Here is a 23,135-nt window from a genome sequence, read left to right as displayed (position 1 = left end):
CTTCAGTCAAACTATTGATATCTTATCTCATGATGATTGTTTCATCAATCAACAACAAGCAGGCATTTCGCTACAAAATGCCTGCTTGTTTAATTTAATTATACAAACAGCGAAATTAAGTATACCGAGCCCAATCCAGCCAGAGCCAAGACCGACGTCAAGGTTGACCAGGACAAGAGTGTTTCTTTCAATGATAGGCCAAAGTAAGACTTGATCATCCAGAAACCGGCATCGTTAACGTGATCACAAAAGACTGAACCAGCACCGATTGCCAGAACCATCAGCGCCGCCATCGCGGATTGTGACCCGTATTGTTGTGACATTGGGGCGATCAAACCGGCCGCCGTCAAAGCGGAAACGGTTGAAGATCCCAGGCAGACCCGCAGGACCGCGGTAATCAGCCAAGCCGCCAGAATTGGTGACATGTGGGTGTGCAAGAATAAGTCAGAAACGTACTTGGAGATCCCCCCGGCAACTAAGACTTGCTTAAAGGCACCACCACCACCGATAATCAGCAGCATTGGCGCAATCTGCTTAATAGATGCGGTTAAGGAATTTTCGATTTCCGCCATCTTCTTGTTGCGGTGCAGACCCATGGTAAAGATCGCAAAGATCAACGAAATCAGCATCGCCTCATCTGGAGCACAAACAAATTGAATAAATTCACCGACCAGATTGGTTTTAGGAATAATGAATGAACAAATCGTCCCGATTGCAATCAGGATAACCGGCATCATCGCGGTTAAAACAGAAATGCCAAAACCAGGCGTTTCTTCCAGCTTAAATTCCTTGTATTCACCTAAAACGGAAATATCGATGTTTTTACGGTAAACTTGCGGGTAAACCTTGTGCAGCACCCAGTTGAATACCGGGCCGGCAATAATAATGGTCGGGATGGCCGCGATAATCCCTAGCAGTAAAACATGCCCTAAGTTAGCGTGCAGCATGTTAGCAATCGCTGTCGGTGCCGGGTGCGGTGGCAAGAAGGCGTGGGTCACATTCAAAGTAGCGGCCATCGGGATTCCCAGGTAGATCAGTGGCATGTCCAATTCCCGGGCAATGATGAAGACAATTGGCAATACGACAACCAAACCAACTTCAAAGAACAGGGCCAGGCCAATGATAAAGGATGCGAGAATAATTGCTAACTGAATCCAGCGCCGGCCAAACTTATCAATCAAAGTTGTTGCGATCCGGTAACCACCACCGGCGTCAGAAACCAGGGCCCCGAGCATCGAACCGAAACCGAAGATAATGGCCAGGTGTCCTAATTGACTCCCAATCCCGGCTTCAATGGTGGTCGGAATTTTAGCAATTGGCACCTTCAAGAGCAACGCAATCAGAAATGAGGTAATAATCAGTGAGACATAAGTATTGAGCTTGAGTTTAACGATTAAGAAAATCAGGAAGATAACCCCGATTAAGACAATGAGTAAGGGCATGTGATGAATTCTCCTTTCAGTTGATTAAACTTATGAATTAGCCTGTTGTAAATCAGTAATCCGACCGTACAGCGGTGATAACAAGGTAACGACCTGTTCAAACACTGGCTGGTATTGTTGGTAGACGGCCGCAATCGCTGCATCCGGTTGGTAAGTTTCTTTATCCCCGATAAATTTATCCACGATTGCTAAGTCCTTGACCTGGCCGATGCTCTTCATGGCCATTACTACCGTAGCTAGGCAGCCAGATTCAAAAGACTGCGGGATTTCCACCGGGCAATTTAAGACGTCGGCTAACATTTGCTTCCAAACAGCCGACTGAGCAAAACCACCGGTTGCCGTGACACTCTTCGGTTCGCCAACCAATTCACGCACGGCTTTAAAGACACTGTTAATGTTCATACAGATACCTTCCATAACCGCTCGGAGCATGTCAGCTCTAGTATGCAGCTGCGATAAGCCAAAGAAGCTTCCCCGAGCGTTGGCATTCCACAAAGGTGCTCTTTCGCCACCCAAGTACGGGTTGAAGATTAATCCATACGAACCGGCCGGTACGTTAGCGATCACCTCGTTGGCCAGGGCATAAGCGTCAATGCCTTCATTTTTCACGGCACTGGCATCCACTAGGTGTTCGACCGCCCACTGGAAAACGTCACCCCCGTTATTCAAGGGACCGCCAATCACCCATAAACCATTATCAACGGCGTAGCAGAATAAGCGTTGCTGCGGGTCGATTACGGGATGGTCGGTAACCACTCTGACAGCTGCCGATGTGCCGATGGTAATGGCAACTGTGTCTTGCGACAAGGCACCCACACCTAAATTAGATAAGGCCCCGTCAAACGCTCCGTAGACAAACGGGGTATCCGCCGGAATTTCCATCTTGACCTGGGCTTGATGACGCAGACCAACTTCTTGATGGGTACCCGCGACAATTTTGGGCAATTGTGATGCTTGTACATGGGCTAGTTGCAATGCTTCCGGATCCCAATCGGCAGAATTAATGTTCATCATGCCGGTACATGAAGCGATCGAAATATCGACCTTAAAGACCCCGAACAAGCGGTAAAAGAGATAGGACTTAATATCCCCGATATAGGCCGCTTGCTCAAGTTTGTCAGCGTCTGTTTCGTGCAGCCACATCAGCTTAGTGAGTGGCGACATCGGGTGAATGGGCGTCCCGGTTTTCAGGTAAATTTGCTTACCTTGAGCTGAACTCTTTAACTTAGCCGCTACTTTGCGGGCCCGCGTATCGGCCCAAGTCATCACGCGACTTTGGGGATGAAAATCCTGGTCCAGCAAGATCATACTTTGATTTGCGCTAGAAAAAGAGACTGCTAATAGCTGACCCTGCTTTAAATCAGCTTGAGCCGCCGCGTTGTGGATTACTTTTTCCACTGCGGCCACTAATTGTTCAGGATCTTGTTCCGCCATCCCGCTAGGATCACGATAAAGCGTATATCCCTGTTTACTGGTTGTGAGAACGTGGGCTTGGTCGTCATACAGAACCGCCTTAGTACTGGTCGTGCCCACATCAACACCAATGTAGTAATTCAAAATGCTTCCCCTCCTATTACTGTAAGCGTTTTAGTTTATCGATACATCAAGCATAATATAGCTAATTGTAATCGCCGTCAAGACATTTTAGGAAATCGTTTTCATAAAATCACCAATTAACCAACAACAAATCGCCGAGTTTGCGACCATGTCATTTTTGGATAACCAAGAGAACATTATCTTTATTGGCAGTCCTGGTGTAGGCAAAACCCACCTATCCATTGGACTCGGCATTGAAGCATGCCGACAAGGCGTGCGCACATTATTTATAAATTGTCATGAATTAATTCTTAGATTAGAGGCAGCTCAAGAAAAGCAACATTTAGAGCGCGTAATGCGTCGATATGAAAGGTATGATCTATTGATCATTGATGAGTTAGGCTATCTACCAGTATCGGCGAATGAAGCCAAACTATTATTTCAACTAATAAATGGCCGCTATGAACGTAAATCAACGATCATAACGACCAATGTACCATTATCAAGTTGGGGAACCGTTCTCAATAGCACGGCGACGGCAGAAGCTATCTTAGACCGTCTTGTCTATCATTCACATGTGATTAAGATCAAGGGAAAGTCATATCGTTTAGCATCGGTCAATTCTTAAACCGCCCAAATTATATATTTTTAAACCGCCATAAAATGACAATTTAAAACCGCCCTTGACAAATCATGTTTTACGTCAAAACTAAAAGCAAAAACGAGCAATGATCGCCCCTCTTTTGCTATCAAAATAGAACATACTAAAAAGCCCCCGTTTTTATTTAACGGGGGTTAGTTTATTGATACTGCAGGAACGCGCATCGACTTTTATACACGATAAATTCCAACAATTATTTTTTATTCATGATTCCGTTTGTCCTTTTTTGTTAATTCTTCATACATTTTGAAAAGATGTTGTACTATTTCAGATTCACTAGCAGATGGCTTTAATCCGTATGCTTTTAAGACTGCCCTATCGTTTGCTTCATGAGCTTTGTGTAAACCTCTGGTCATCCCTAACGGATTGTATAAATCGGCTAAAGAGCTGTTAGGTGATTCCTTACGTGTATCCAAGATTGATTGTGCAGTCATTTCTATTCTGTGCTTTTGCTTATCGTTGGCTTGTGGCCAAGGAAAATTGTTATATACAATTTTTGCAGAATATCTAAAGTCACTTTTCAGTCTTCCAGCCACACGCTTAATCCATGCGGTGTGAACTTTACTCTCAATTATCCCAAATTCATATAGTGATGAATCTGGGATGATGAGTAGTGCGTCTGTTGCTATAACGTCCGGCTCTTCAAGAGTTGCTGGTATGTACTCTCTGTTTTGTGAGGACACACGGGGTATCGCTAAATAGCTGTGATTTGGCTGACGTATTTCTCCAAATAATGATGGTGTTAATGCGAGTTTTTGTGTGGCTTTTCGTTTGCTAGATTGTCTGTATTCTTTTACGTGATCAACGGCTTCTTTAATCGGCTTGATGCCGATCCATTCCGATGGTTCTATTCCATCTAACCACAAGCAATATCTCTGCTCATTATGTAGCAGTTCTCTACTTCCAAGAATCCGATGTATAAACTTTGTGATGGCTGGGGATGATTGCTTAAAATTATCCACGTCATCTTTGGACAAATCACTTAACCAACCTTTATCGTTAGGCATACTCCCAAAATTCATTGGCGACACTTCTTGAATAGGCTTCGACCTAGAATTGATTAATATGTTTGGGCCGGGCAACAAATAAGCGTTTATGTTTTTTGTTTGAATAACATTACTACCGTCATATATTTCTTTTACCTGACGTGGCACTTCAGTAAATCCTATTATTACAACATGAACGTGAGCTTTGTTCTTCGCTTCGTTATCCCACACAAAGGTTCTATGAGCAAAGTTAATGTGAACTTTAGAATCAATGGTGCTCCACAGAATAGCTGGTTGTTGACCTTGACTTATACTGTTCGTAGAAACAAACGCACATTTGATGGTAGTGTTATGGATGTAACCGCTGGCTTTCTTATACCATGCACTAACGTAATCTAGGTTATTAACACCCTTAGCGCCGTTAAAGGTGTTTTTCATGTCTTCCTTTTGCTCAGGGGTCTTTAACCTTGCTCCAATAAATGGAGGATTCCCCATTATATAATTCAAGTCGTAAAGCTTAACAATATCAGACCAATCCATCCTTAAAGCATTACCCTCATAGATTGAGTCATTGCTATCTAGCGGTAAGAAGTCTTTATTGGCAAATGTAATGTCTTTCGTTTGTTCCCACATTTGACTTTCGGCAATCCACATTGCTGTTCTGGCAACTGAAACAGCAAAATCATTGATTTCAATTCCATAGAAATTCTGGATCTTAACTTTTGGATCGCTATCGTCTGTAATTGCGAGTGTTCCTTGATCACCAGTAATAATCCGTAAACATTCATTTTCCATCTTCCGTAAAGATAAATAGGTTTCAGTAAGAAAATTACCAGAGCCACAAGCTGGATCAAAGAATTTCAATTTACCCAGTTTTTCTCTAAATTCACGAGCTTTAATTACTCGTTGATTGTTATTTCCCATATTTTGGATTTTATCAAATTCATCATGTAAATCATTTAGAAATAATGGATCTATCACTTTATGGATATTTTCGATACTGGTATAGTGCATCCCCCCAGAGCGTCTTGTTTCAGGGTTTAACGTACTTTCAAATACTGCACCAAATATTGTGGGGCTGATTCCCGACCAATCGAAACCAGCACCAGCTTCTTCAACAATCAATCGCTTTAATTCATCAGTAAACTGGGGGATGATTACATTTTCATCGGAGAACATCCCACCATTCACATAGGCAAATTGATTAAATTCATCGTCAAGGTATGGATCACGTTCACTCTCTGGTTGATCTAGCACCTTAAACAAAGCTGACAGGTCTCGGCGTATATCACGGGGTTCTCTTCGCTCAATAAAAGCTTGAAAAATATTATCTTTACCAAACAAGTTGCTATCATCTGCATAAAGCAAAAAGACCAAACGGACAATTAACATGTTTAAGCTTCGTTGAATTTCTGGACTGTTAACATCAACACCCCGTCCTTGCGCATAGGCGTTAGTTAATTCATGATATGTTTTTGCTACTAGATTACCGGCATCAACTGAGAGTTTCTTTTCGTCAATTACCTTTTGTTGACTGGCATTAACAATAAATTCTAGTAATTTTACTTTTTGCGGTAAATCACTAAGTTTTATTACTGTCGGTGTCGCCAACGGCTTTTCCATATCATGAATATCAATCTCGTTGAAATTAGAAACTAATATCCAACGAGGTTGCTCACTGTTGGGTAAGAAGTTAGCATAACGCTTGGCTTGCTCAAAAGGCGTGAGGTCGCCCCCCCCCCAGATTGTTTCAGTGGTTTGGTAAGGTCTTTAATCTTTTTACCTTTCATTTCGATCATGACTTTAGTTGATGGAATATAGCCATCTATTCGCCTAGTAGTGACCTTGCCACCTGATTTTACTTGAACGTCTTTCTCATACGTAATGTAGTTATAATAATCATTAATTCCATATACTCGCTGTAATAAATCATTCCAAAAAGTTTGCCGATCAGCATCTTCCCGTCCCTTATTAGGAGATGACCACGTCTTAACAAACTCACGGGCACTCTGTTGTCTAGTTGCCATACAAACAAAATCCTTTCTGAATTGATGATTTTATTATCTCGCCTGTAAATAATGATTTAAAGGATATATTTATAATACATACTAAAAAAGCCCGTTGCCTTTATCATCAGCAACGAGCGGAGTATTTTAATTAGCAGTATTACAACAAAAAAGCACGCCAATTGACGCACTCTCTGCTGTAATGGTTAAAAATATTATAACAAAAAAAGTGCCCCTAATAAAAGTGCCCGGTTTGGTATAAAAATAAAAGCAAACTAATTATATTGGAGCGAGTTAACAGTGTCAATCATCCCCGCTATTGACGACAAGACAGCCGTTAAAATTGCTAAGACTTACCTCAAGCAGAACCACGACTACTCACTAATTGCCAAGCGCCTAACCTTTAAGAATGCTAATTACATTACAGCAAAAGATGAAACTACCCACTCAATGGCTTTATATGAGCTTAAAGAACGGGAGAATATCATCAACAAGGTTAAGCAACACGACTTAACCAGTGGATTAATTATTAAATATCGCTTTATCAAGTCTTACTCTGTTAATCAAACGCTGGAGCAATTACAACAGCAAGACATGAAAATATCAGAGCGTACTCTTCAAAATAAACAGCGTAAAGCCTTGTTATTGGTTTACTCACTGATACCAGATAAAGACACGAAGCTAATTAAATAAATATTTACACGTATTAAGCATAAATATATAATCAGAGACATGATAAAAGTTAAGGGTAGCTCCCCTAGTTTTTATCAAGGCGTTAAATGCTAGACAATGACCAACGACTTACAAGTACAGCAAGAAACGGAGGCGCTGGTCTTGAAAGTGTTTCTTTTCTTGTCTAGGGGTGAAGTACCTTGGTGATTAGCGTTACTTTTACAAGTTGTAAAATGCTAGTAATTGTAATTATGATCATTCTAACGGTACTAAAAAAGCGTTAATAGTTTGACCTACTAACGCTTGAAAACCTCTAGCAAGAAACGCCGGGCGTTAGATTATCGCACAATCTAGCGCCTTTTTACATCTGTAATTATAACATGAGTTTAGTCGTATACAAGACAAAAGTACACACTATTAAAAGATATTCCACGCTATTTAAAGTTTAAGGGGATGTTTAATCATGGTTTCACTTGCACAAGCTGAAGCAACTAAACGATACAAGAAACGCCATCCACAGCAAACTAAACTATATCAATACCGATCCAACGCTAGAACGTTTATTAAACACTATGCAGATAAAGACGACCTAACTAAACTGATAGCATTAGCACAAGAGCAAAAAGCCAAACTAAACGATTAAAGGACGACCTAGAACCCACACTAGATCGCCCTTTTAATTTTGTCCCACTCAATGGCTTAATAATACCGTATTTATTTAGCATTAATCAAAGCATAAGCACGTTACCATTGCCCTAGATGTATATAGTCCCCGTGAAACGGTAGTACTCTGGAAGCAGGGTATTAAGAAGTTCAAAGACTGGATGCACACACCAAAAGACAAGCGCAAGCATAAGAAGCTAATTGAGTTTAAGATTGAAAGGAAGTAATAGCATGGCTCTCACTGAAACACAGCACAAGGCAATTAACAAGTAACGCAGGAAAAATAAAGCACGGACACAATACATTAACAGGCGTTCAATTGCAAAGAGCTTTATCCTCAAAGACGCTACAAAAGATGATCTTGATATGCTACTAGGTCACATCAAAGAACGACAGCAAGAACTAAACAATTAAGGACAGCTAACCAATGATGATTAGTTGCCCTTTTGCTTTATCGGTGCAATCAAGCCTAATTTTGCACTGATAACTCACTGATTGCACTAAAAAACGCTCTACCGTGAGAGCGCCCTTGAGATATTAATAAAAGCAAATCAAATTAATTATAACATCCCCCGCCCCTCTATCCATCTCAAAAAGAGCGCACACATTGCAACCAGCTCGCACGCAAGCAATGATTTTAAAAATTTTACCCTAGGGGGGCTGGATATGCTAATCATTGATACAGTCGCATTCTGTCTTAACGTTGTCCTTTTATTTGTGCATGCTTTACGATGCACTAGTGGGGATGATTATATATTTTCCGACAATTCAGACCCCCTAAAAGAAAATAGCTGGATTTTTCCGCAGTTTTCCGCAGGCAAAATAAAAAAGACCACCAAAAAACGGTAGTCTATCACGTTGGCAAGAAGATTTATTTTTCCGCAGTTTTTCCGCAGAATTGATAAAAAATAGCTTTTATAGGCTTTTCCTCAAAAATAAGATTGCCTTTATATCAACGTTTACACGCTATTAAAATTTATTTAAAACTAAAAAAATCACCCGCACGGGGATCGAACCCGTAACTCCGCCTTGAGAGGGCGACGTCTTAACCAATTTGACCAGCGGGCAATAAACAATACAAGAGAAGTATACAGATTTTCTCATATATTGTCAAACATTAATTAATTTAATTTACTATCGGGATCAATCAGAATTGATTCGGCAAGTAATACATCGTTATATAACTGAAAAACATATTCGCGCATACTTTCCCGTTGTGAAACCATATCCAAGTAATCTCGCTCTGCCTTAAAGGCCCATCGAAGTGCTCGCTGTTCCAGTTCTCGCTCCTCAGCCGAAAATTCAGGAGATTTACTGAAGCGGAACCATTGTTGCCAAAAATCTTTGAGTGAGTTATTAGATCTTTGATCCCGGAGATCGTAACACACACTTTCCCTAACCCGGTCAGGAAGATAAATATTTTGAACAGCCTTTAATCCTTCTTCCACCATTGCTTGTTTTAGACTGTTCATTCGTTGAATAGTCTCTTTCTCAGAAATATCATGCTTCAGGATAAACGGAAAAACTATGGTAGGAACTACCATACTTAAGATCACAACCAATGCCTCAATCAAAATAATGTTGCGAAATTGAGTTGCTGTTACATTATTGGCAACAGTAAACACTAATGCAAGAGTAATTGCACCACGTACACCACCGAGGGAGAAGATCCAACTGCCACGATTTCCCATTTTATATCCACGACCAAAAAGATAGCGAATGATGATATTAATAAGGTAAAGAATGATCCCAATACCAATCCAATTAAATCCCGCATCTTGGTTAAAGATATCATCCCTAATAACTCTTATAATGAGAACACCCAAAATAACAAAGACAAAGTTATTTAGCAGTTCATTTAAAAGGTTAATCAAAACCTCACCAGTATGAAATTGTCGGGGATACACAAAACGACTACTTGCACTTTCGCTATTTTGCATTAAACCCGCACAGACTACTGCAATAATTCCGGAAACATGTAATTCTTCAGCAATAAAGTAGACCACAAATGGCGTAATAATGAACAAAATATTCTGTGCATTAGAAATCAAAACATTAAACCGATATAGGCTACGACGAAAGCTGATCATAATCAATGCAAAAATAACGCCTACAACGATCCCACCAATTGCTGAAAAGAGAAAGCCACTAATCGTTCGTTGATAGTCAAAGTTTCCTTGTTCAACCCATAAAGCAGTTGCGCTTGCTAAAATGATTCCACTCGCATCATTAAAGAGTGATTCCATTTTAAGAAATGATTTTTGGGTTGGTGGAACAATCAATCCTTCTGACACTGCCTCAGTCGCTGTTGCGTCCGTAGGGGTACTTAATGCAGCAATCAAAAAAGCAAGAGCTATAGGAACACCTACTAAGCTTAAGATTGTTCCTGACACGACCATCATAATCACAACCAAAATAACAGCCGTCCAAACAATTTTCCAAACCGACTGTCGAATCAAGTTAATTCTCGTCGTCTGGCCTTCAAAATAGATTAGTGGTGCAACTATGTACATAAATACTTCAGAATGGAAAGGCGCGATTAATCGATTTAACGGCACAATTAAAGCAATCCCTACCCCAATTATCATGCTGACATAGTTAATTGATATTCGGGGAACGAGTGCATGAATGATGCTAGCTACGATCGCTGCCCCAGTAATCACAATCGTGGAAATAAACAATGCCATAATCTACTTCTCCACTATTCCAAAATTATTCAAATGACAATTCCAGCAAATAAACTCCCATTTTCTGAACGTGGGCTGTCGTCACCCAAACGTCATGATAGTTAGTTTCATCCTGGTTTGTCTTTTCAAAGGAATCCTCCAACAAATCACCGTTTTTAGCTACAAAGTCATTTGATAACCGGTTTACCATTAGGCGATCATCCGGAAAATAGAAAGAAGCATCCGCAATTTTCAATGAATCCTTAATAAAAACGGAAATTGTGTTGGTATACTGTACTTTTTCACTAGTTATTAGTTCTGGATGATGCTTAATCTTGGTTAATACGTAATAAATTGAATCAGAATTACTTGCCATTTTCTCTTCTCCTCAATGTCTAAAAGTATTTTACCAAGAAACAAATCACACATAAAGTTTCAATAAAAAAAGGCTCCGAATAATACGGAACCCTAACTAGTTGGGCATACTGGTCTCGAACCAGTAAATTATGGATTCAGAGTCCACTGCCTTACCAGTTTGGCGAATGCCCAATAAGATAACAATAATAATATACACGGTGAATTTTAATTAGTCAACCATTTTCTTCCGATTAATTTTAATCAAATTCACTAGTGACGATGTTTTTGTAACCAAATTCGCCATTTCGTTACCATATTAATCCATGGATGCCTAGTACCACTATTCCAATAGTTAACATCTGCCTTAATTTGCCGTTGTGACCACCGTGAGTAATCATGATGCATAAAATTGTAATCCTGCGCATCAGACTGGTTTTCCCAGACAGCAGCCATTATAAATTGACTCCGTGTCCGTTGTAACTTTGGATCGACTTGGTCTACCGCGGTGACATCCAACACTTTAGCAGTCGCAATTGGCGGAACTACCCGATTTTCTTTAATGTATGGGCCAACCGGAACATTAATCAAAGCATTCTTCATTACCTCTTGCCAATTCTCTCGTGTTTGATAACGATGCTCTAAGCCTGGCTCCACATCGTTTGCTAATAGGTAATCTCTCTTTTCGCCCCAACTAAGTTCAACATGGAGTTTAAATGCTGCAACCATGATCGATTTCCCCCTCGCAACCTTGTTATTACTATTTTACCGCAAAACTTTTCTCATTAGCGACTTACATAGGTAAAAATCCATTCTAAATAATAGACAAGCTGTGAGAAGTTCATTAGAATGCACTTTATGGGGGGCAATCCAATGAAGAAGTATTCGAAATTCTTTCTCCCGCTAATCTATAGTATAATTTTTATCACTGCAATCTGGTCTTATCAGAATATTGAAACAGTAAACTCTAACGTTAATATTCTCATTCATGAAGTCCAGATTCACACTCAAAACGTTATTAACCAGGTTACGGGAAAAAAGAAACAAAAACCAAAATTAACAAAAGACAACTCGCAAAAAACAGAAAAGAAAACTACTTACTCGAAACCTGTCGGTAAGTGGCCGACAAATTCTGCCACTATTTTTATTAATATTAAAGATCCAGTTTTACGAAGCGCTGCCAAATCGGCGATCAAAGCATGGAACGATACTGGCTCCTTTACTTTCCACGTGGTTAAAAAACAAAAAAATGCTAACATCCTTTTTACAACAATTGACGACGACAAGGATGGCGCAGCTGGTTTAACAGAGGCAAATATTAATTCTGGCAATGGCAACTTCATCTACGTAAGAGTTGAACTCAACTCTGCATATCTGCTAAATCCAGTCTATGGTTATTCACAACGACGCATCGTCAATACAGCTGAACATGAACTTGGTCATGCAATTGGTCTTCATCATACAGATGATATTTCAGTAATGCAGCCGAGTGGTTCTAATTACCCAATTCAATCAGTAGATATTAAAAACGTTAAGCTCCTCTATTCAAAGAAAAATACCTCATCAACCACCCCCCAAGCTCAAACTAATACTACTAATAATAACTAGATTCCTTCTTAAAATTTAAAATCCACCAGCTGATTCATGGTAAAATGGCATCGTGTGTATTTTTAAGAAAGGTTATCGTTTCAATGAATTCAAATAAAAAAGCTCTTGGCCTTGCAATGGTAATCACCGCAACCACTTTTTGGGGAATTTCTGGTCTGTTTGCTAAGGCCCTTTTTAATATTAGCCCAGCCATCACTTCATTATGGCTAACTCAATGGCGATTAATTTTTGGTGGTGTGATTATGATTATCATCAGCAAACTAATGGGCAACCATCCATTTGCAATTTTCCATAATTTACATGATACCTGGGTTATTTTTGCCTATGGTGTAATTGGCCTGGTCCCCGTCCAGTTTGCTTACTTTATGGCAGTTCAGGAAGGGAATGCATCCATCGCCACTATTCTTCAATTTGTTGGCCCATTCTTCATTATCGCTTATCTAGCCGTCTTTCGTCATGAGCCGCCACGACGAATTGAAATCATTTGTGCAATCATCGCTTTCCTTGGTGTTTTTATCATTGCCACTCACGGTCGCTTCAACCACTTAGCCGTTACACCTGCAGTCCTCTTTTGGGGCTTTATTTCAGCGGTTGGGGTTGCAACCAATACCTTGATTCCGCAGAAGATGTTGCAAACCGGTCGCGTGCCATCGTTAGACGTAACTGCATGGGGACTACTGTTCGCTGGAATCGTCCTTCTAGCAATTCATCCCCAACAGCCATCAATCCCAAACGTTCCCAGTGTTTGGATTGACTGTGCAAGCATTCTAATTATCGGAACAATTATTCCGTTCTACCTGGCAAATACCTCACTCAAGTATATTGATGCAACAACATTTAGCCTAATGGATGCCTTTGAACCACTTTCCGCAACTATTGGTTCCGTTTTAATTTTCCACCTCTACCTAACTGGTGCCGATATTCTTGGTTCCATTCTGGTTATCGTTGCGGTATGTGCAATCAATATTCGTCCATACTACAAGAAGAGTACTAATAACTAAACAAGAAGGAGAATATAATATGGCAGAAGATGGTTATAAATATGATGAGAATGGGTTTCGTGAGGATCTTAAAAATGATCCCAACGTTCTTCACCAGCCTGACGCTGATAGGACAAGCTGGAAATTAAAGATCCTTTCCTATGATGAAACAATTGATGTTCTTAACGGTGATACTAAGGTCCAGCCCGAATTTAAGTTCTCTGATGAAGTCTTAGATCAAATTATTAAGGAAAAGCCTGAGTTGAAACCTGATGAGGATATTAAAAACTTGATTAAGGATAAAGATCAACAAATCCTTCTTGCAAGGTATAACGAAGATCAAGCAAAAAATTATACAATTAGTGCAGACAGCAAAAAGAATAATAACTAAAGTATCGATGTAAGAAATAATTAGCCCCAGGCCTGAATTTGAATTCGGGTCTGGGGCCTTGTTTAGTTAAAAAAGCTTAATACTTGGAACCAAAAAAGGCTATCCAGAATTACCCGGATAGTCTTACGAGAGATAGACTTATGATTAGTTATCGCTAATAACAGTACCCACCTTACCAGCAAGGGCATCGTCCAAGCCGTTAAGTGAGGTAATCAAAGCTTTCCGCTCTGGATGACCTTCAACGAAGGATAAGCAGGCTTCAATCTTAGGAAGCATACTACCAGCAGCAAATTGCTTTTCATCCATGTACTTTTGGGCTTCAGCAACATTTAATGTCTTCAAAGCCTTTTCATCTGGCTTACCGTAATTTACAAATACGTAATCAACAGCAGTTAAGATGATTAAAGTATCAGCATCAATCTTATCAGCAAGTAATGCGCTAGAACGATCCTTGTCGATAACTGCTGGAACACCTTGTAAGCCATCGTCAGTCATGATAACGGGAACACCGCCACCACCACCAGCAATAACAAGATCGCCAGCTTCAATCAAGGTCTTGATGCTGTTCAATTCCATAATCTTCTGTGGAAGTGGAGAAGGAACAACTTGACGGTAACCACGACCAGCGTCTTCTTTGAAGGTGTAGCCCTTTTCCTTTTCGATCTGTTCAGCTTGTTCTTTAGTGTAGAAGTCACCAACAGGCTTGGAAGGATTTTGGAATGCAGGGTCTTTAGGATCAACAGCAATTTGAGTAACAACAGTTGCTACATTCTTGTTCATCCAACGACGGTGCAATTCATTTTGAAGACTTTGTTGTAAGTGGTAACCAATGTAACCCTGACTCATTGCGCCACATTCTGGGAATGGGAAGGCAGCAGTCTTACCATTTTCAGCGGCAAAGTTCATACCAAGATTAATTGCACCAACTTGTGGACCATTACCGTGGCTGATGACAACTTGGTTACCAGCATCAATTAACCCGATTAATGATGAAGCAGTATTCTTAACTAACTTCAATTGTTCTTCGGGAGACTTACCGAGGGCGTTACCACCCAAGGCAACAACTACTTTAGCCATTTAGGAGTCCTCCTTAGTTGTGTTCACCTAAGGTTGCAACCATAACAGCCTTGATAGTGTGCATCCGGTTTTCAGCTTCACGGAATACAACTGAGTTCTTGCTTTCGAAGACTTCATCAGTAACTTCCATTTCCTTAAGACCGAACTTCTTGTAGATTTCCTTACCTACTTCAGTGTCAAGGTTGTGGAATGCTGGAAGACAGTGTTCGAAGATAGCGTTAGGGTTTTCAGTAGCGTCCATAACTTCTTTAGTAACTTGGTAAGGCTTGAGAAGCTTGATCCGCTTTTCCCACATGTCATCTGATTCACCCATTGATACCCAAACATCGGCGTAGATAACATCCATGCCCTTAACGCCTTCCTTAACGTCGTTAGAAACAACGATCTTAGCGCCGGTTTCAGCAGCAATAGCGTTAGCCTTGTCAAGAACTTCCTTAGTTGGGTTTAATTCCTTAGGAGTTACAACGTGGTATTCCATACCCATAACAGCAGCACCTAACATCAAAGCGTTAGATACGTTGTCTTGACCGTCACCAACAAAGGCGAACTTGATTTGTTCATAAGGCTTCTTCAATACTTCGTGAGCAGTTAAGAAGTCAGCCAAAACTTGTGTTGGGTGGTCTTCATCAGTTAAACCGTTCCAAACTGGAACACCTGAGTACTTAGCCAAAGTTTCAACATTCCGTTGTGAGAAACCACGGTATTCAATACCATCAAACATACCACCAAGAACACGAGCAGTATCCTTAACAGATTCCTTGTGACCAATGTGTGAGCCTGATGGGCCAAGGTAAGTTACGTGAGCACCTTCATCCTTAGCACCAACTTCGAATGAGCAACGAGTACGAGTTGAGCTCTTTTCGAAGATTAAGGCAATGTTCTTGCTTTCAAGGTTCTTACCTTCAGTACCAGCGTACTTAGCCTTCTTTAAATCTTCAGCAAGGTCAAGCATGTATTCCATTTCACGCTTGTTAAAGTCTGAAAGTGTCAAAAAACTACGATTACGTAAATTGAATGCCATAATTAAATTTCCTCCTTGAAATTCTTTACGGTTTATATAATAGTAAGCACTTTCAAAAAAAATCATTTTGCTTCAAAATGATCCATCAAAAACTTTAAATTTATTTTCACAATGATCGAAAATATACATTTAAAGAAAGCGGAGCCATCACTATTCATACATTATTCAGACCAATAATATACATTTCACAAGTATTTTATTAATCAGTATGCTTAATATTCAATATCTAATGAATTATTATTGACTTTCACTCTTGCTTCAAATAAACTCAAAATAACTCAATTTGATTCGAGGTATTAAAATGAACTTCTACATTGTTGACAATGATAACAACGCTACATCTCTTCTTAAGGATATTATTGAAAACGACTTTAATAATTCGGTTGTTGGTACAACCTTCAATGCTGAACAGGCATTTGAGGATGTTATTCGCCTAAGTATTGATGTTATGTTTGTTAACCCGTCCCTGTCCCAAATTAACGGAATTGAACTAATTAAGCGAATTCAGCAAAGCAACCACCACCCCCACTTTATAATGGTTAGTCAGGCATTTGATCCTGCAGGAAGGACAAATGCTTATCAAGCCGGAGTTGACTTTTGTATCGAAAAGCCTTTGAATGTTGCTGAAGTAAAAACTGTCATTAAATTAATTGGTGAAAACATCAACATGTCAAACCGGATGTTGCAGATCCTTGATTTGGTCAGTGGCGCTGCTAATCAGAACACAACCAATATTAACTTCAAGAGTAAAGAAAAAGAAAACGTGAAGTCGATTCTTCGTTTTCTCGGGATCACAACCGGTTCCGGTGCCCAAGACATTACTCGAATTATCAATGTCATGATTGAGCAAGGAATCACGTTTGATAACATTAACTTTCATGAAATTTTTCGATGTGACGATCATGGTAAAAAGATTATTCTTCAACGAATTCGTCGTGATCTCAAGACCGGTCTCAATAACCTTGCCCATATGTGTATTGATTATCCAGAAAATGATATTATTTTGGAATATGCTAACAATCTTTTTGAATACAAGAATGTTCATAATGAAATGAAAATCATTAACGGTGCTGCTTCACGCGGTGGCCAGGTTTCAGTCAAGCATTTTTTCAACGGTCTAGTTCAAGAAAGTGCTCAAAATTAAATCGAAAGGAAAAGAACCACTCAGAAATCAATCTGAATGGTTCTTTTTAAAATCTCGTTATTTCTTTAGTAACTGCACCGTAAAGTACGTCCAAATTATAATCAAAATCAACGTATAAAGTGCTGCTAACCATACAATCCATTGTAAGAACGGTAATGGCTTAAACTGATCGATGATCGCAAAGCAAATTGTCAAAACACACCAAACAGCGATCCGCACTTGAAAGTAATGGCGCTGTTTACTCAGTTGTTGACGATTCATTACTTGTTTTCGTCCATTTCAGCCCGTAGCTTCTTGCCGATCTCTTCGTAACCTGGCTTGCCTAAGAGGCCAAACATGTTAACCTTGTAGGCTTCCACTCCTGGTTGGTTGAAGGGGTTAATCCCGTTGAGGTAACCGGAGATTCCCATCGCCACTTCAAAGAAGTAGATCAAGTAACCAAGCGTGTATTCATTTTCTTCTGGAATGTGAACAGTCATTACTGGAACCCCACCAGCAGTGTGGGCAGCGACAACGGCCTCGTATGCCTTGGTATTGGCGAAGTCCATCGTCTTACCTTCCAAGTAGCCTAAGCCATCCAGGTTATCTGGTTCACTTGGGATTTCCATGTCATGGTTTGGCTTGTCGAGCTTCACAACGGTTTCCATCAAGAACCGGCGACCTTCTTGGATGTATTGACCAAGGGAGTGAAGGTCCGTGGTGAAGTTAGCACTGGATGGGTAAATGCCCTTGTGATCTTTCCCTTCGGATTCACCAGCTAATTGCTTCCACCATTCGGCAAACATGGTCATGTTTGGTTCGTAGTTTTCGAGTAATTCGGTTTCATAGCCCTTCCGGTAAAGGATGTTCCGGTAAGCGGCATATTGATAAGCTTCGTTGTTTTCCAGTTTAGGATCCGTATAGTCCTTTTCGGCTTGGGCAGCCCCGGCCATTAACTGGTCAATGTCACCGCCAGAAACGGCGATTGGTAAGAGACCGACTGGGGAAAGAACTGAGTAACGACCACCAATGCCATCTTGGATGACAAAGCTTTCGTAACCGTGGGCATCGGCTTCGGTCTTCAAAGCCCCCTTGGCCTTATCGGTCGTCGCGTAGATCCGCTTGTTAGCTTCTTCCTCACCATACTTCTTGATCAAGAGGTTCTTGAAGATCCGGAAAGCAATTGATGGTTCAGTTGTCGTCCCGGACTTAGAAACGATGTTGACGGAGAAGTCCTTGTCACCAATCAATTCGATTAAGTCATGAACATAAGTGGAGCTCAAGGAGTTCCCGGCAAAGATTACTAATGGGTACTTCCGGTCAGTAGCCTTTTGAGCTTGGTAAAAGGTGTTGTGCAAGAAGTCAACGGCCATCCGGGCACCCAGGTAAGAACCACCGATACCAATGACAACCAAGATATCAGAGTCATTTTGAATCTTCTTGGCAGCCGCCTTAATCCGCGCAAACTCTTCCTTGTCGTAATCGGTTGGCAAGTGGAGCCAGTCACGGAAGTCTGCCCCGGCACCAGTACCGTTGCGTAATTCATCATCCGCTGCATTTACCATTGCTTGCATTTCGCCGAGTTCGTTATCGTTAACAAATTTCTTTAAGCCTGTACGATCAAATGAAATATGTGTCATTTCCAGAACTTCTTTCTTATTATATTTACACTCCTAATCATACCGAACCATGAAGCCGTTTTCAATTGGAATTGCTAAATACAAAATTAATGCTTTTTTGGAATTTTTCCGTCTATTTATATTAGGGAGTATCCTCTAAATTAATGTAAGGAGTAGCACATGGCAAAATTAAATTTAGCAAAGCGTTGGGAAGAGGCTGGGTTAACTGACGACTTTATCTTTAGCAAGGTCTTTCTCGATCCACAAATCACCTTGGAATTACTGCGACGAATCTTTCCCGAACTCGCAATTAAAGAGATCTCTGTATATAATTTTATTCAGGACCATTACTTTATTCCATATCTTTTGAAGCAAGCAGAGGCAATATCACTTATCATCATTATTTACAGTGTTATATTTTTTACAAATTTTATGTTACTAATCCCCTAAAATTAATGAATATATCATACAAAAACGGCCTCTAAAGTCCGGTAAAAGTCGAACCTTAGAGGCACTTATTTTAATTTTTATTGAGTTCATTGATTATGCAAAGGCAGTAGCGATACTACCAACAACAATTAAAACAATTCCCCAAATAGTATAGGTCATTTCACGGTGACTCTTGTGTTCGTGAAGAAGCCAAATTCCACCAAAGGTTGCAATAATAACGTTTAGTTGAGTAAAGATGAATGCTTCAGTAACACCAAGAGCCTTAGCAGAAAAGATGTAAGCAAAGGCAGCGATTCCCCATGATAAACCACCAAGGATATTTAAGTATTGTTCCTTTTGCTTGAATGAAGAAGCATTACCAGAACAAAGAGCATAAATTACAGAACCAAGCAAGATTCCCAGCATTTCTGGAAGGAAAATTCCTTGAGCACTTTCATTAGCAACGATCGGAATCTTTGGGAATGCTGAATATACCCAGTAACCAATAGTAGTTACCAGCAAGAAGATAAAGTTACTAGCAGTAACCTTCTTATCCGAATTACTATCAGAAACTGATGTCATCAAGGCACCAACAATAACGATTGCCAATGCAACAAAACCGATTGTAAGTGCCCGAGCACTATGCCATTCACCAAAGATAATAACCCCAATTAATGAGTTACCAACTAATTGTAAAACAGTAGAAAGTGGCATGGTGTTTGAGACACCCATCCGTTTAAAAGAAACGAATTGCCCAACCTGACCAATCGTCCATAAAGCACCACATAATACGGAAAACCAGAAAGCGGCTGTACTAACAGTCGGTTGAGTAACCGCATAGGCAATTAATCCAATGATTGTGGCACCAGCACCGATACCAAACATTTGATTAACAGCAGAACCACCAATCTTACCAGTGATTAATGGCATAAGCCCCCAACCAAGCGCTGGAATTAATGCAAGTAAATAAACCATCTTTATTTCTCTCCTATCAAATGAATAATTGATTACGAGATAGTATTATAACTGGTTGCAAACGTTTACACAAGTATTTTCACAAAATAAATAGATGGTATAAATATAATAAAAGCTTGTGTTCTCTATAAGAAAGCGTTTAATAAATTATTGGTATAAATGTGAAATGTTAATTCTGACTATTCCTGTGCGGTGCGTGTTGAGGATCTGGAAGAAAGATAGTAAAGGTTGTCCCCTTTTTGGGTTTACTTTCAACCGTTACTTTCCCGCCATGAAGGTTTACTAATTCATGAACGATCGGGAGGCCAAGTCCCGACTCACCATATTGATTACTTCGTGACTGGTCAGCCTTATAGAATCGCTCCCAAATGTTCTTCACCTGATCATTTGTCATTCCAATTCCATTATCGCTAATCTTGAATTCGCATCCCTGTTCAACACGACGCGCCGAAATTTTAATTAGTCCCTTATTAGTAAACTGAATGGCATTCTGAATAACATTGAACATAATTTGAACAAAGCGATCATAGTCAGCATACACCAAGAGACCGTCAGGAACGTCTAGTTGAATGCGATCTTCTTTCTCCACTGCACGCTTATTCAATTGTTCCTTGAGATTATTCAAGACAGCAGAACAATCAAATAGTTTCCGGTCCATTGAAATTTGATTAGTACGGATTTTCTCATAGTCCAAATTATCGTTAACCAACCGGATCAAGCGCTGGGTATCATTCTGCATTAATTCAATACTATGGTTCCAGTCTTCTTTAGGAATAGCATCATACCGAAGCCCTTCTAGCAATCCATTAATTGTTGTTAACGGAGTCCGCATTTCGTGTGCAGCATCAGCCAAAAACTTCCGCCGTCGTTCTTCTTGTCGCCGAATCTCTTGATCAGACTCACGAAGGGCAGTTGTCATCTGGTTAAAGCTTCGAGCAAGGTCATCAACTTCATCCTTACCGTTAACTGGTACCTTTACATGGTAATTTCCCTTAGCAACCTGACGGGTAGCAGTCCGAAGCTGATCAATTTTTTTAGTAATTGACCGGGCAAGAAGATAACTAATTAAAAGTGCGGCTAAAGTAGCAATAAGAAAGGCGATCGCTAGGTTAATTTTCAGTTGATGCATATTTTCTTCTACCACCGAAACAAAAGTAGCAATCGAAACGACAGCGATCATTTTCTTGTGATAGAAATACGGGCGAATTACTTCTGTCATTGCTGACTGGTGAGCTTTTTGAGTATTAATCTGTGGCCGAGTAAGCCGCAGATAAATGGTCTTGCCCTTTTTTAATTTTTTCCAATCTTCCTTACTTATTTGGGGAGCAAAGCCATTACTAGCAAACGTCTGTCGCTGTGTCACATCAAAGATTGCAAAATGAACGTGCTGGTTAGAAAGCAGTGCCGCATTACTCAACAAGGACTGATTCTCAAAGCCCTTAAAAGTATGATCAACCGTATCATAACGAATTGCATCTTGAACCAAGCTATCAGAATAAGTTTTCAACTGATTCCAGGTATTCCTATACATCGTCTCATTAGTCACATTAATGAAGGCCAGACTTAAAACCGTCATCAGCGTAATAATTACCGTAAAGAAAGCAATCATTAATCGATATAATAGCTTCATTATTCGTTTCCTTCATCATCAAACTTGTAGCCAACACCCCAGACAGTTTGAATTACCTGTGGGCCAACCGCTTCAAGCTTTTGGCGAAGTTTTTTAATATGGGCATCAACTGTTCGTTCATCACCATAGTATTCATAGTCCCAAACTAGCTGAAGCAATTGCGAACGAGTGAAAACCTGACGGGGCTTGCTAGCCAGCGTCTTCAATAGATCAAATTCCTTTGGGGTTAGATCCCTTACCGGCTTACCATACATATATACTTCACGGGTCTTAGTATCCATCTTAAAATGCCTAGTTTTAATATCAAAGCGATCCTGATCAGGATGCTGTGCTCCATGCGCTGCACTTAATTGAGAGCGTCGCTGAAGAGCTTTAATTCGAGCAATTAACGTAATCGGACTAAATGGCTTAGTTACGTAATCATCCGCGCCAATTTCTAATCCAAGCACTTGATCACTTTCAGAATCACGTGCAGTCAGCATGATTAACGGTACTGTGGTTGATAGCCGACGAATATCCGCTGCCACCTGCATACCGTCCTTCTTCGGTAAATTCAAATCTAAAAGAATTACATCCCACTCATGCGGGGCAGCACTAAATTTTTCTTCTGCGGCGACCCCATCATAAGCGAACTCATATTGCCACCCCTCTTTTTTGAAAAACATTGCCATCATTTCGCATACTGAGTGGTTATCCTCAATCATCAAAATTTTCATTCTACAATTCTCCCTCACTAATTATAAAAATCAATTCACTATTTCCCGGGAAATAACTTCCTCCGCCAACGATAAAGTATGCTAATAATATTCTATCTTTAAGTTTTCAGCTATTAACCTGCCTTAATAAATAATATTTACAAATAAAAAGGCTGAGAAAAACAAAAGATTTTTCTCAGCCTCCCTTCTGCAATGGAGATGACGGGAGTCGAACCCGTGTCCAGGCATATCGCCATTTCAACCTCTACGTTCATATCTCAACTATTTAGATTTCATCAATCAAAACGCCGTTGATCAGGGCAACCATGACTAACTAGCTTGATAATCTCTTCTTAATACTTCAAGCGCGAGTGTTAAGCGTAGTCCATTAATATATGAAACCCATCACTGCATCATGGACAAACCCAGGATGGATTTACGCGCGCTACTTGTTAGGCAGCGTATGCGTAAGAGTTTGAATTATTGTTTGCAGTTATAATTTAAAACTGAGCGTTTTTACGAAGACGCAACCTTCGAAACGCAATTGAAACTCGACCTATACCTGTCGAATCCAAAAAACATCCCCAAAATACAGTCTTTA

General features: G+C 40.2%; 19 protein-coding genes, 2 tRNA genes, 1 other RNA gene and 2 pseudogenes. 8 read left to right on the top strand and 16 right to left on the bottom strand.

All coding sequences use genetic code 11. The features are described 5' to 3' along the window. Nucleotides 1-98: 98 nt before the first annotated feature. Nucleotides 99-1,442: a gluconate:H+ symporter gene (locus HUK45_RS03975; RefSeq protein ID WP_191911188.1), complete on the bottom strand. Its 1,344-nt coding sequence runs from the start codon at nt 1,440-1,442 to the stop codon at nt 99-101. Nucleotides 1,443-1,472: 30 nt separating this feature from the next. Then, complete coding sequence (locus HUK45_RS03970; RefSeq protein WP_191911187.1) at nt 1,473-2,999, bottom strand: gluconokinase; 1,527 nt, start codon at nt 2,997-2,999, stop codon at nt 1,473-1,475. Between the two features lie 115 nt (nt 3,000-3,114). Here HUK45_RS03970 and istB point away from each other — a divergent pair. Beyond that, a pseudogene (gene istB, locus HUK45_RS03965) lies at nt 3,115-3,606 on the top strand (IS21-like element helper ATPase IstB); the annotation flags it as partial. A 233-nt stretch (nt 3,607-3,839) separates the two neighbouring features. On the opposite strand, the pseudogene HUK45_RS03960 reads toward istB, so the two are convergent. Next, nucleotides 3,840-6,652, bottom strand: a pseudogene (locus tag HUK45_RS03960) (class I SAM-dependent DNA methyltransferase). Nucleotides 6,653-6,931: 279 nt separating this feature from the next. Between HUK45_RS03960 and HUK45_RS03955 the strand changes: the two are divergent. Both HUK45_RS03955 and HUK45_RS03950 read left to right on the top strand, forming a co-directional pair. Continuing rightward, nucleotides 6,932-7,324 (top strand): hypothetical protein, encoded by a 393-nt coding sequence (locus HUK45_RS03955; RefSeq protein ID WP_191911186.1) that lies wholly within the window; start codon nt 6,932-6,934, stop codon nt 7,322-7,324. A gap of 442 nt (nt 7,325-7,766) precedes the next feature. Continuing rightward, the gene (locus tag HUK45_RS03950; protein WP_206683767.1) at nt 7,767-7,946 is read left to right on the top strand and encodes a hypothetical protein; all 180 of its coding nucleotides are present in this window, start codon (nt 7,767-7,769) and stop codon (nt 7,944-7,946) included. A gap of 1,015 nt (nt 7,947-8,961) precedes the next feature. Here HUK45_RS03950 and HUK45_RS03945 read toward each other — a convergent pair. The 5 genes from HUK45_RS03945 to HUK45_RS03925 form a co-directional block, all read right to left on the bottom strand. Continuing rightward, nucleotides 8,962-9,034 (bottom strand) — tRNA-Glu (locus HUK45_RS03945). A 53-nt stretch (nt 9,035-9,087) separates the two neighbouring features. Next, nucleotides 9,088-10,653 carry a cation:proton antiporter gene (locus tag HUK45_RS03940; protein ID WP_191911185.1) on the bottom strand — a complete coding sequence of 522 codons (1,566 nt, stop codon included), beginning with the start codon at nt 10,651-10,653 and terminating at the stop codon, nt 9,088-9,090. Nucleotides 10,654-10,678: 25 nt separating this feature from the next. Then, nucleotides 10,679-11,008 (bottom strand): hypothetical protein, encoded by a 330-nt coding sequence (locus tag HUK45_RS03935; RefSeq protein WP_191911184.1) that lies wholly within the window; start codon nt 11,006-11,008, stop codon nt 10,679-10,681. 100 nt (nt 11,009-11,108) lie between these two features. After that, a tRNA-Gln gene (locus tag HUK45_RS03930) sits at nt 11,109-11,181 on the bottom strand. 78 nt (nt 11,182-11,259) lie between these two features. Further along, entirely contained in the window at nt 11,260-11,715 is a 456-nt protein-coding gene (locus tag HUK45_RS03925; RefSeq protein ID WP_191911183.1) for a DUF7679 family protein, read from the bottom strand. 144 nt (nt 11,716-11,859) lie between these two features. Between HUK45_RS03925 and HUK45_RS03920 the strand changes: the two genes are divergently transcribed. The 3 genes from HUK45_RS03920 (at nt 11,860) to HUK45_RS03910 (ending at nt 13,965) form a co-directional block, all read left to right on the top strand. After that, nucleotides 11,860-12,594, top strand: a complete 735-nt coding sequence (locus HUK45_RS03920) for a matrixin family metalloprotease (RefSeq protein ID WP_206683766.1) — start codon at nt 11,860-11,862, stop codon at nt 12,592-12,594. 83 nt (nt 12,595-12,677) lie between these two features. Continuing rightward, the gene (locus tag HUK45_RS03915; protein WP_191911182.1) at nt 12,678-13,595 is read left to right on the top strand and encodes an EamA family transporter; all 918 of its coding nucleotides are present in this window, start codon (nt 12,678-12,680) and stop codon (nt 13,593-13,595) included. Between the two features lie 19 nt (nt 13,596-13,614). Further along, on the top strand, nt 13,615-13,965 hold the full coding sequence (locus HUK45_RS03910; protein ID WP_191911181.1) for a hypothetical protein: 351 nt from the start codon (nt 13,615-13,617) through the stop codon (nt 13,963-13,965). Nucleotides 13,966-14,109: 144 nt separating this feature from the next. Here the strand turns inward: HUK45_RS03910 and arcC are convergent, their stop codons facing one another. Continuing rightward, entirely contained in the window at nt 14,110-15,042 is a 933-nt protein-coding gene (gene arcC, locus HUK45_RS03905) for a carbamate kinase (RefSeq protein ID WP_191911180.1), read from the bottom strand. Between the two features lie 13 nt (nt 15,043-15,055). Beyond that, complete coding sequence (gene argF, locus HUK45_RS03900; protein ID WP_191911179.1) at nt 15,056-16,063, bottom strand: ornithine carbamoyltransferase; 1,008 nt, start codon at nt 16,061-16,063, stop codon at nt 15,056-15,058. A gap of 301 nt (nt 16,064-16,364) precedes the next feature. Between argF and HUK45_RS03895 the strand changes: the two genes are divergently transcribed. Further along, entirely contained in the window at nt 16,365-17,207 is an 843-nt protein-coding gene (locus HUK45_RS03895; RefSeq protein WP_191911178.1) for a DNA-binding domain-containing protein, read from the top strand. A gap of 57 nt (nt 17,208-17,264) precedes the next feature. On the opposite strand, the gene HUK45_RS03890 is transcribed toward HUK45_RS03895, so the two are convergent. Beyond that, a complete protein-coding gene (locus HUK45_RS03890; protein WP_191911177.1) occupies nt 17,265-17,468 on the bottom strand; it encodes a hypothetical protein in 204 nt (67 codons plus the stop codon). After that, entirely contained in the window at nt 17,468-18,826 is a 1,359-nt protein-coding gene (locus tag HUK45_RS03885; protein ID WP_191911176.1) for a glucose-6-phosphate isomerase, read from the bottom strand. Before HUK45_RS03885 ends, HUK45_RS03890 begins: the two co-directional genes overlap by 1 nt. Nucleotides 18,827-18,985: 159 nt before the next feature. On the opposite strand from HUK45_RS03885, the gene HUK45_RS03880 reads away from it, so the two are divergent. After that, nucleotides 18,986-19,255 (top strand): hypothetical protein, encoded by a 270-nt coding sequence (locus tag HUK45_RS03880; protein WP_191911175.1) that lies wholly within the window; start codon nt 18,986-18,988, stop codon nt 19,253-19,255. A gap of 93 nt (nt 19,256-19,348) precedes the next feature. On the opposite strand, the gene HUK45_RS03875 is transcribed toward HUK45_RS03880, so the two are convergent. From HUK45_RS03875 to ssrA, 4 genes are all read right to left on the bottom strand, one after another. Then, entirely contained in the window at nt 19,349-20,209 is an 861-nt protein-coding gene (locus HUK45_RS03875) for a GRP family sugar transporter (RefSeq protein WP_191911174.1), read from the bottom strand. A gap of 169 nt (nt 20,210-20,378) precedes the next feature. After that, entirely contained in the window at nt 20,379-21,839 is a 1,461-nt protein-coding gene (locus HUK45_RS03870; protein WP_191911173.1) for a sensor histidine kinase, read from the bottom strand. Next, nucleotides 21,839-22,555: a response regulator transcription factor gene (locus HUK45_RS03865; RefSeq protein WP_191911172.1), complete on the bottom strand. Its 717-nt coding sequence runs from the start codon at nt 22,553-22,555 to the stop codon at nt 21,839-21,841. Before HUK45_RS03865 ends, HUK45_RS03870 begins: the two co-directional genes overlap by 1 nt. A 190-nt stretch (nt 22,556-22,745) precedes the next feature. Next, nucleotides 22,746-23,120: a transfer-messenger RNA gene (ssrA, locus tag HUK45_RS03860) on the bottom strand. Between the last annotated feature and the right edge of the window lie 15 nt (nt 23,121-23,135).

It is taken from the genome of Limosilactobacillus urinaemulieris (genome assembly GCF_014838745.1).
Lineage (GTDB): Bacteria > Bacillota > Bacilli > Lactobacillales > Lactobacillaceae > Limosilactobacillus > Limosilactobacillus urinaemulieris.
Note: the sequence above shows the minus strand (reverse complement) of the source record. Positions and strands in the feature narration are given on the sequence as shown.

Bases quoted from the DNA above. Each gene is read 5' to 3' on its own strand.
- HUK45_RS03915 (WP_191911182.1), top strand. From the start codon at position 12,678: ATGAATTCAAATAAAAAAGCTCTTGGCCTTGCAATGGTAATCACCGCA.
- HUK45_RS03910 (WP_191911181.1), top strand. From the start codon at position 13,615: ATGGCAGAAGATGGTTATAAATATGATGAGAATGGGTTTCGTGAGGAT.
- HUK45_RS03880 (WP_191911175.1), top strand. From the start codon at position 18,986: ATGGCAAAATTAAATTTAGCAAAGCGTTGGGAAGAGGCTGGGTTAACT.
- HUK45_RS03940 (WP_191911185.1), bottom strand. From the start codon at position 10,653: ATGGCATTGTTTATTTCCACGATTGTGATTACTGGGGCAGCGATCGTA.
- HUK45_RS03885 (WP_191911176.1), bottom strand. From the start codon at position 18,826: ATGACACATATTTCATTTGATCGTACAGGCTTAAAGAAATTTGTTAAC.
- HUK45_RS03925 (WP_191911183.1), bottom strand. From the start codon at position 11,715: ATGGTTGCAGCATTTAAACTCCATGTTGAACTTAGTTGGGGCGAAAAG.
- arcC (WP_191911180.1), bottom strand. From the start codon at position 15,042: ATGGCTAAAGTAGTTGTTGCCTTGGGTGGTAACGCCCTCGGTAAGTCT.
- HUK45_RS03935 (WP_191911184.1), bottom strand. From the start codon at position 11,008: ATGGCAAGTAATTCTGATTCAATTTATTACGTATTAACCAAGATTAAG.
- HUK45_RS03870 (WP_191911173.1), bottom strand. From the start codon at position 21,839: ATGAAGCTATTATATCGATTAATGATTGCTTTCTTTACGGTAATTATT.
- HUK45_RS03865 (WP_191911172.1), bottom strand. From the start codon at position 22,555: ATGAAAATTTTGATGATTGAGGATAACCACTCAGTATGCGAAATGATG.
- HUK45_RS03950 (WP_206683767.1), top strand. From the start codon at position 7,767: ATGGTTTCACTTGCACAAGCTGAAGCAACTAAACGATACAAGAAACGC.
- HUK45_RS03895 (WP_191911178.1), top strand. From the start codon at position 16,365: ATGAACTTCTACATTGTTGACAATGATAACAACGCTACATCTCTTCTT.
- HUK45_RS03975 (WP_191911188.1), bottom strand. From the start codon at position 1,442: ATGCCCTTACTCATTGTCTTAATCGGGGTTATCTTCCTGATTTTCTTA.
- HUK45_RS03920 (WP_206683766.1), top strand. From the start codon at position 11,860: ATGAAGAAGTATTCGAAATTCTTTCTCCCGCTAATCTATAGTATAATT.
- argF (WP_191911179.1), bottom strand. From the start codon at position 16,063: ATGGCATTCAATTTACGTAATCGTAGTTTTTTGACACTTTCAGACTTT.
- HUK45_RS03875 (WP_191911174.1), bottom strand. From the start codon at position 20,209: ATGGTTTATTTACTTGCATTAATTCCAGCGCTTGGTTGGGGGCTTATG.
- HUK45_RS03890 (WP_191911177.1), bottom strand. From the start codon at position 17,468: ATGAATCGTCAACAACTGAGTAAACAGCGCCATTACTTTCAAGTGCGG.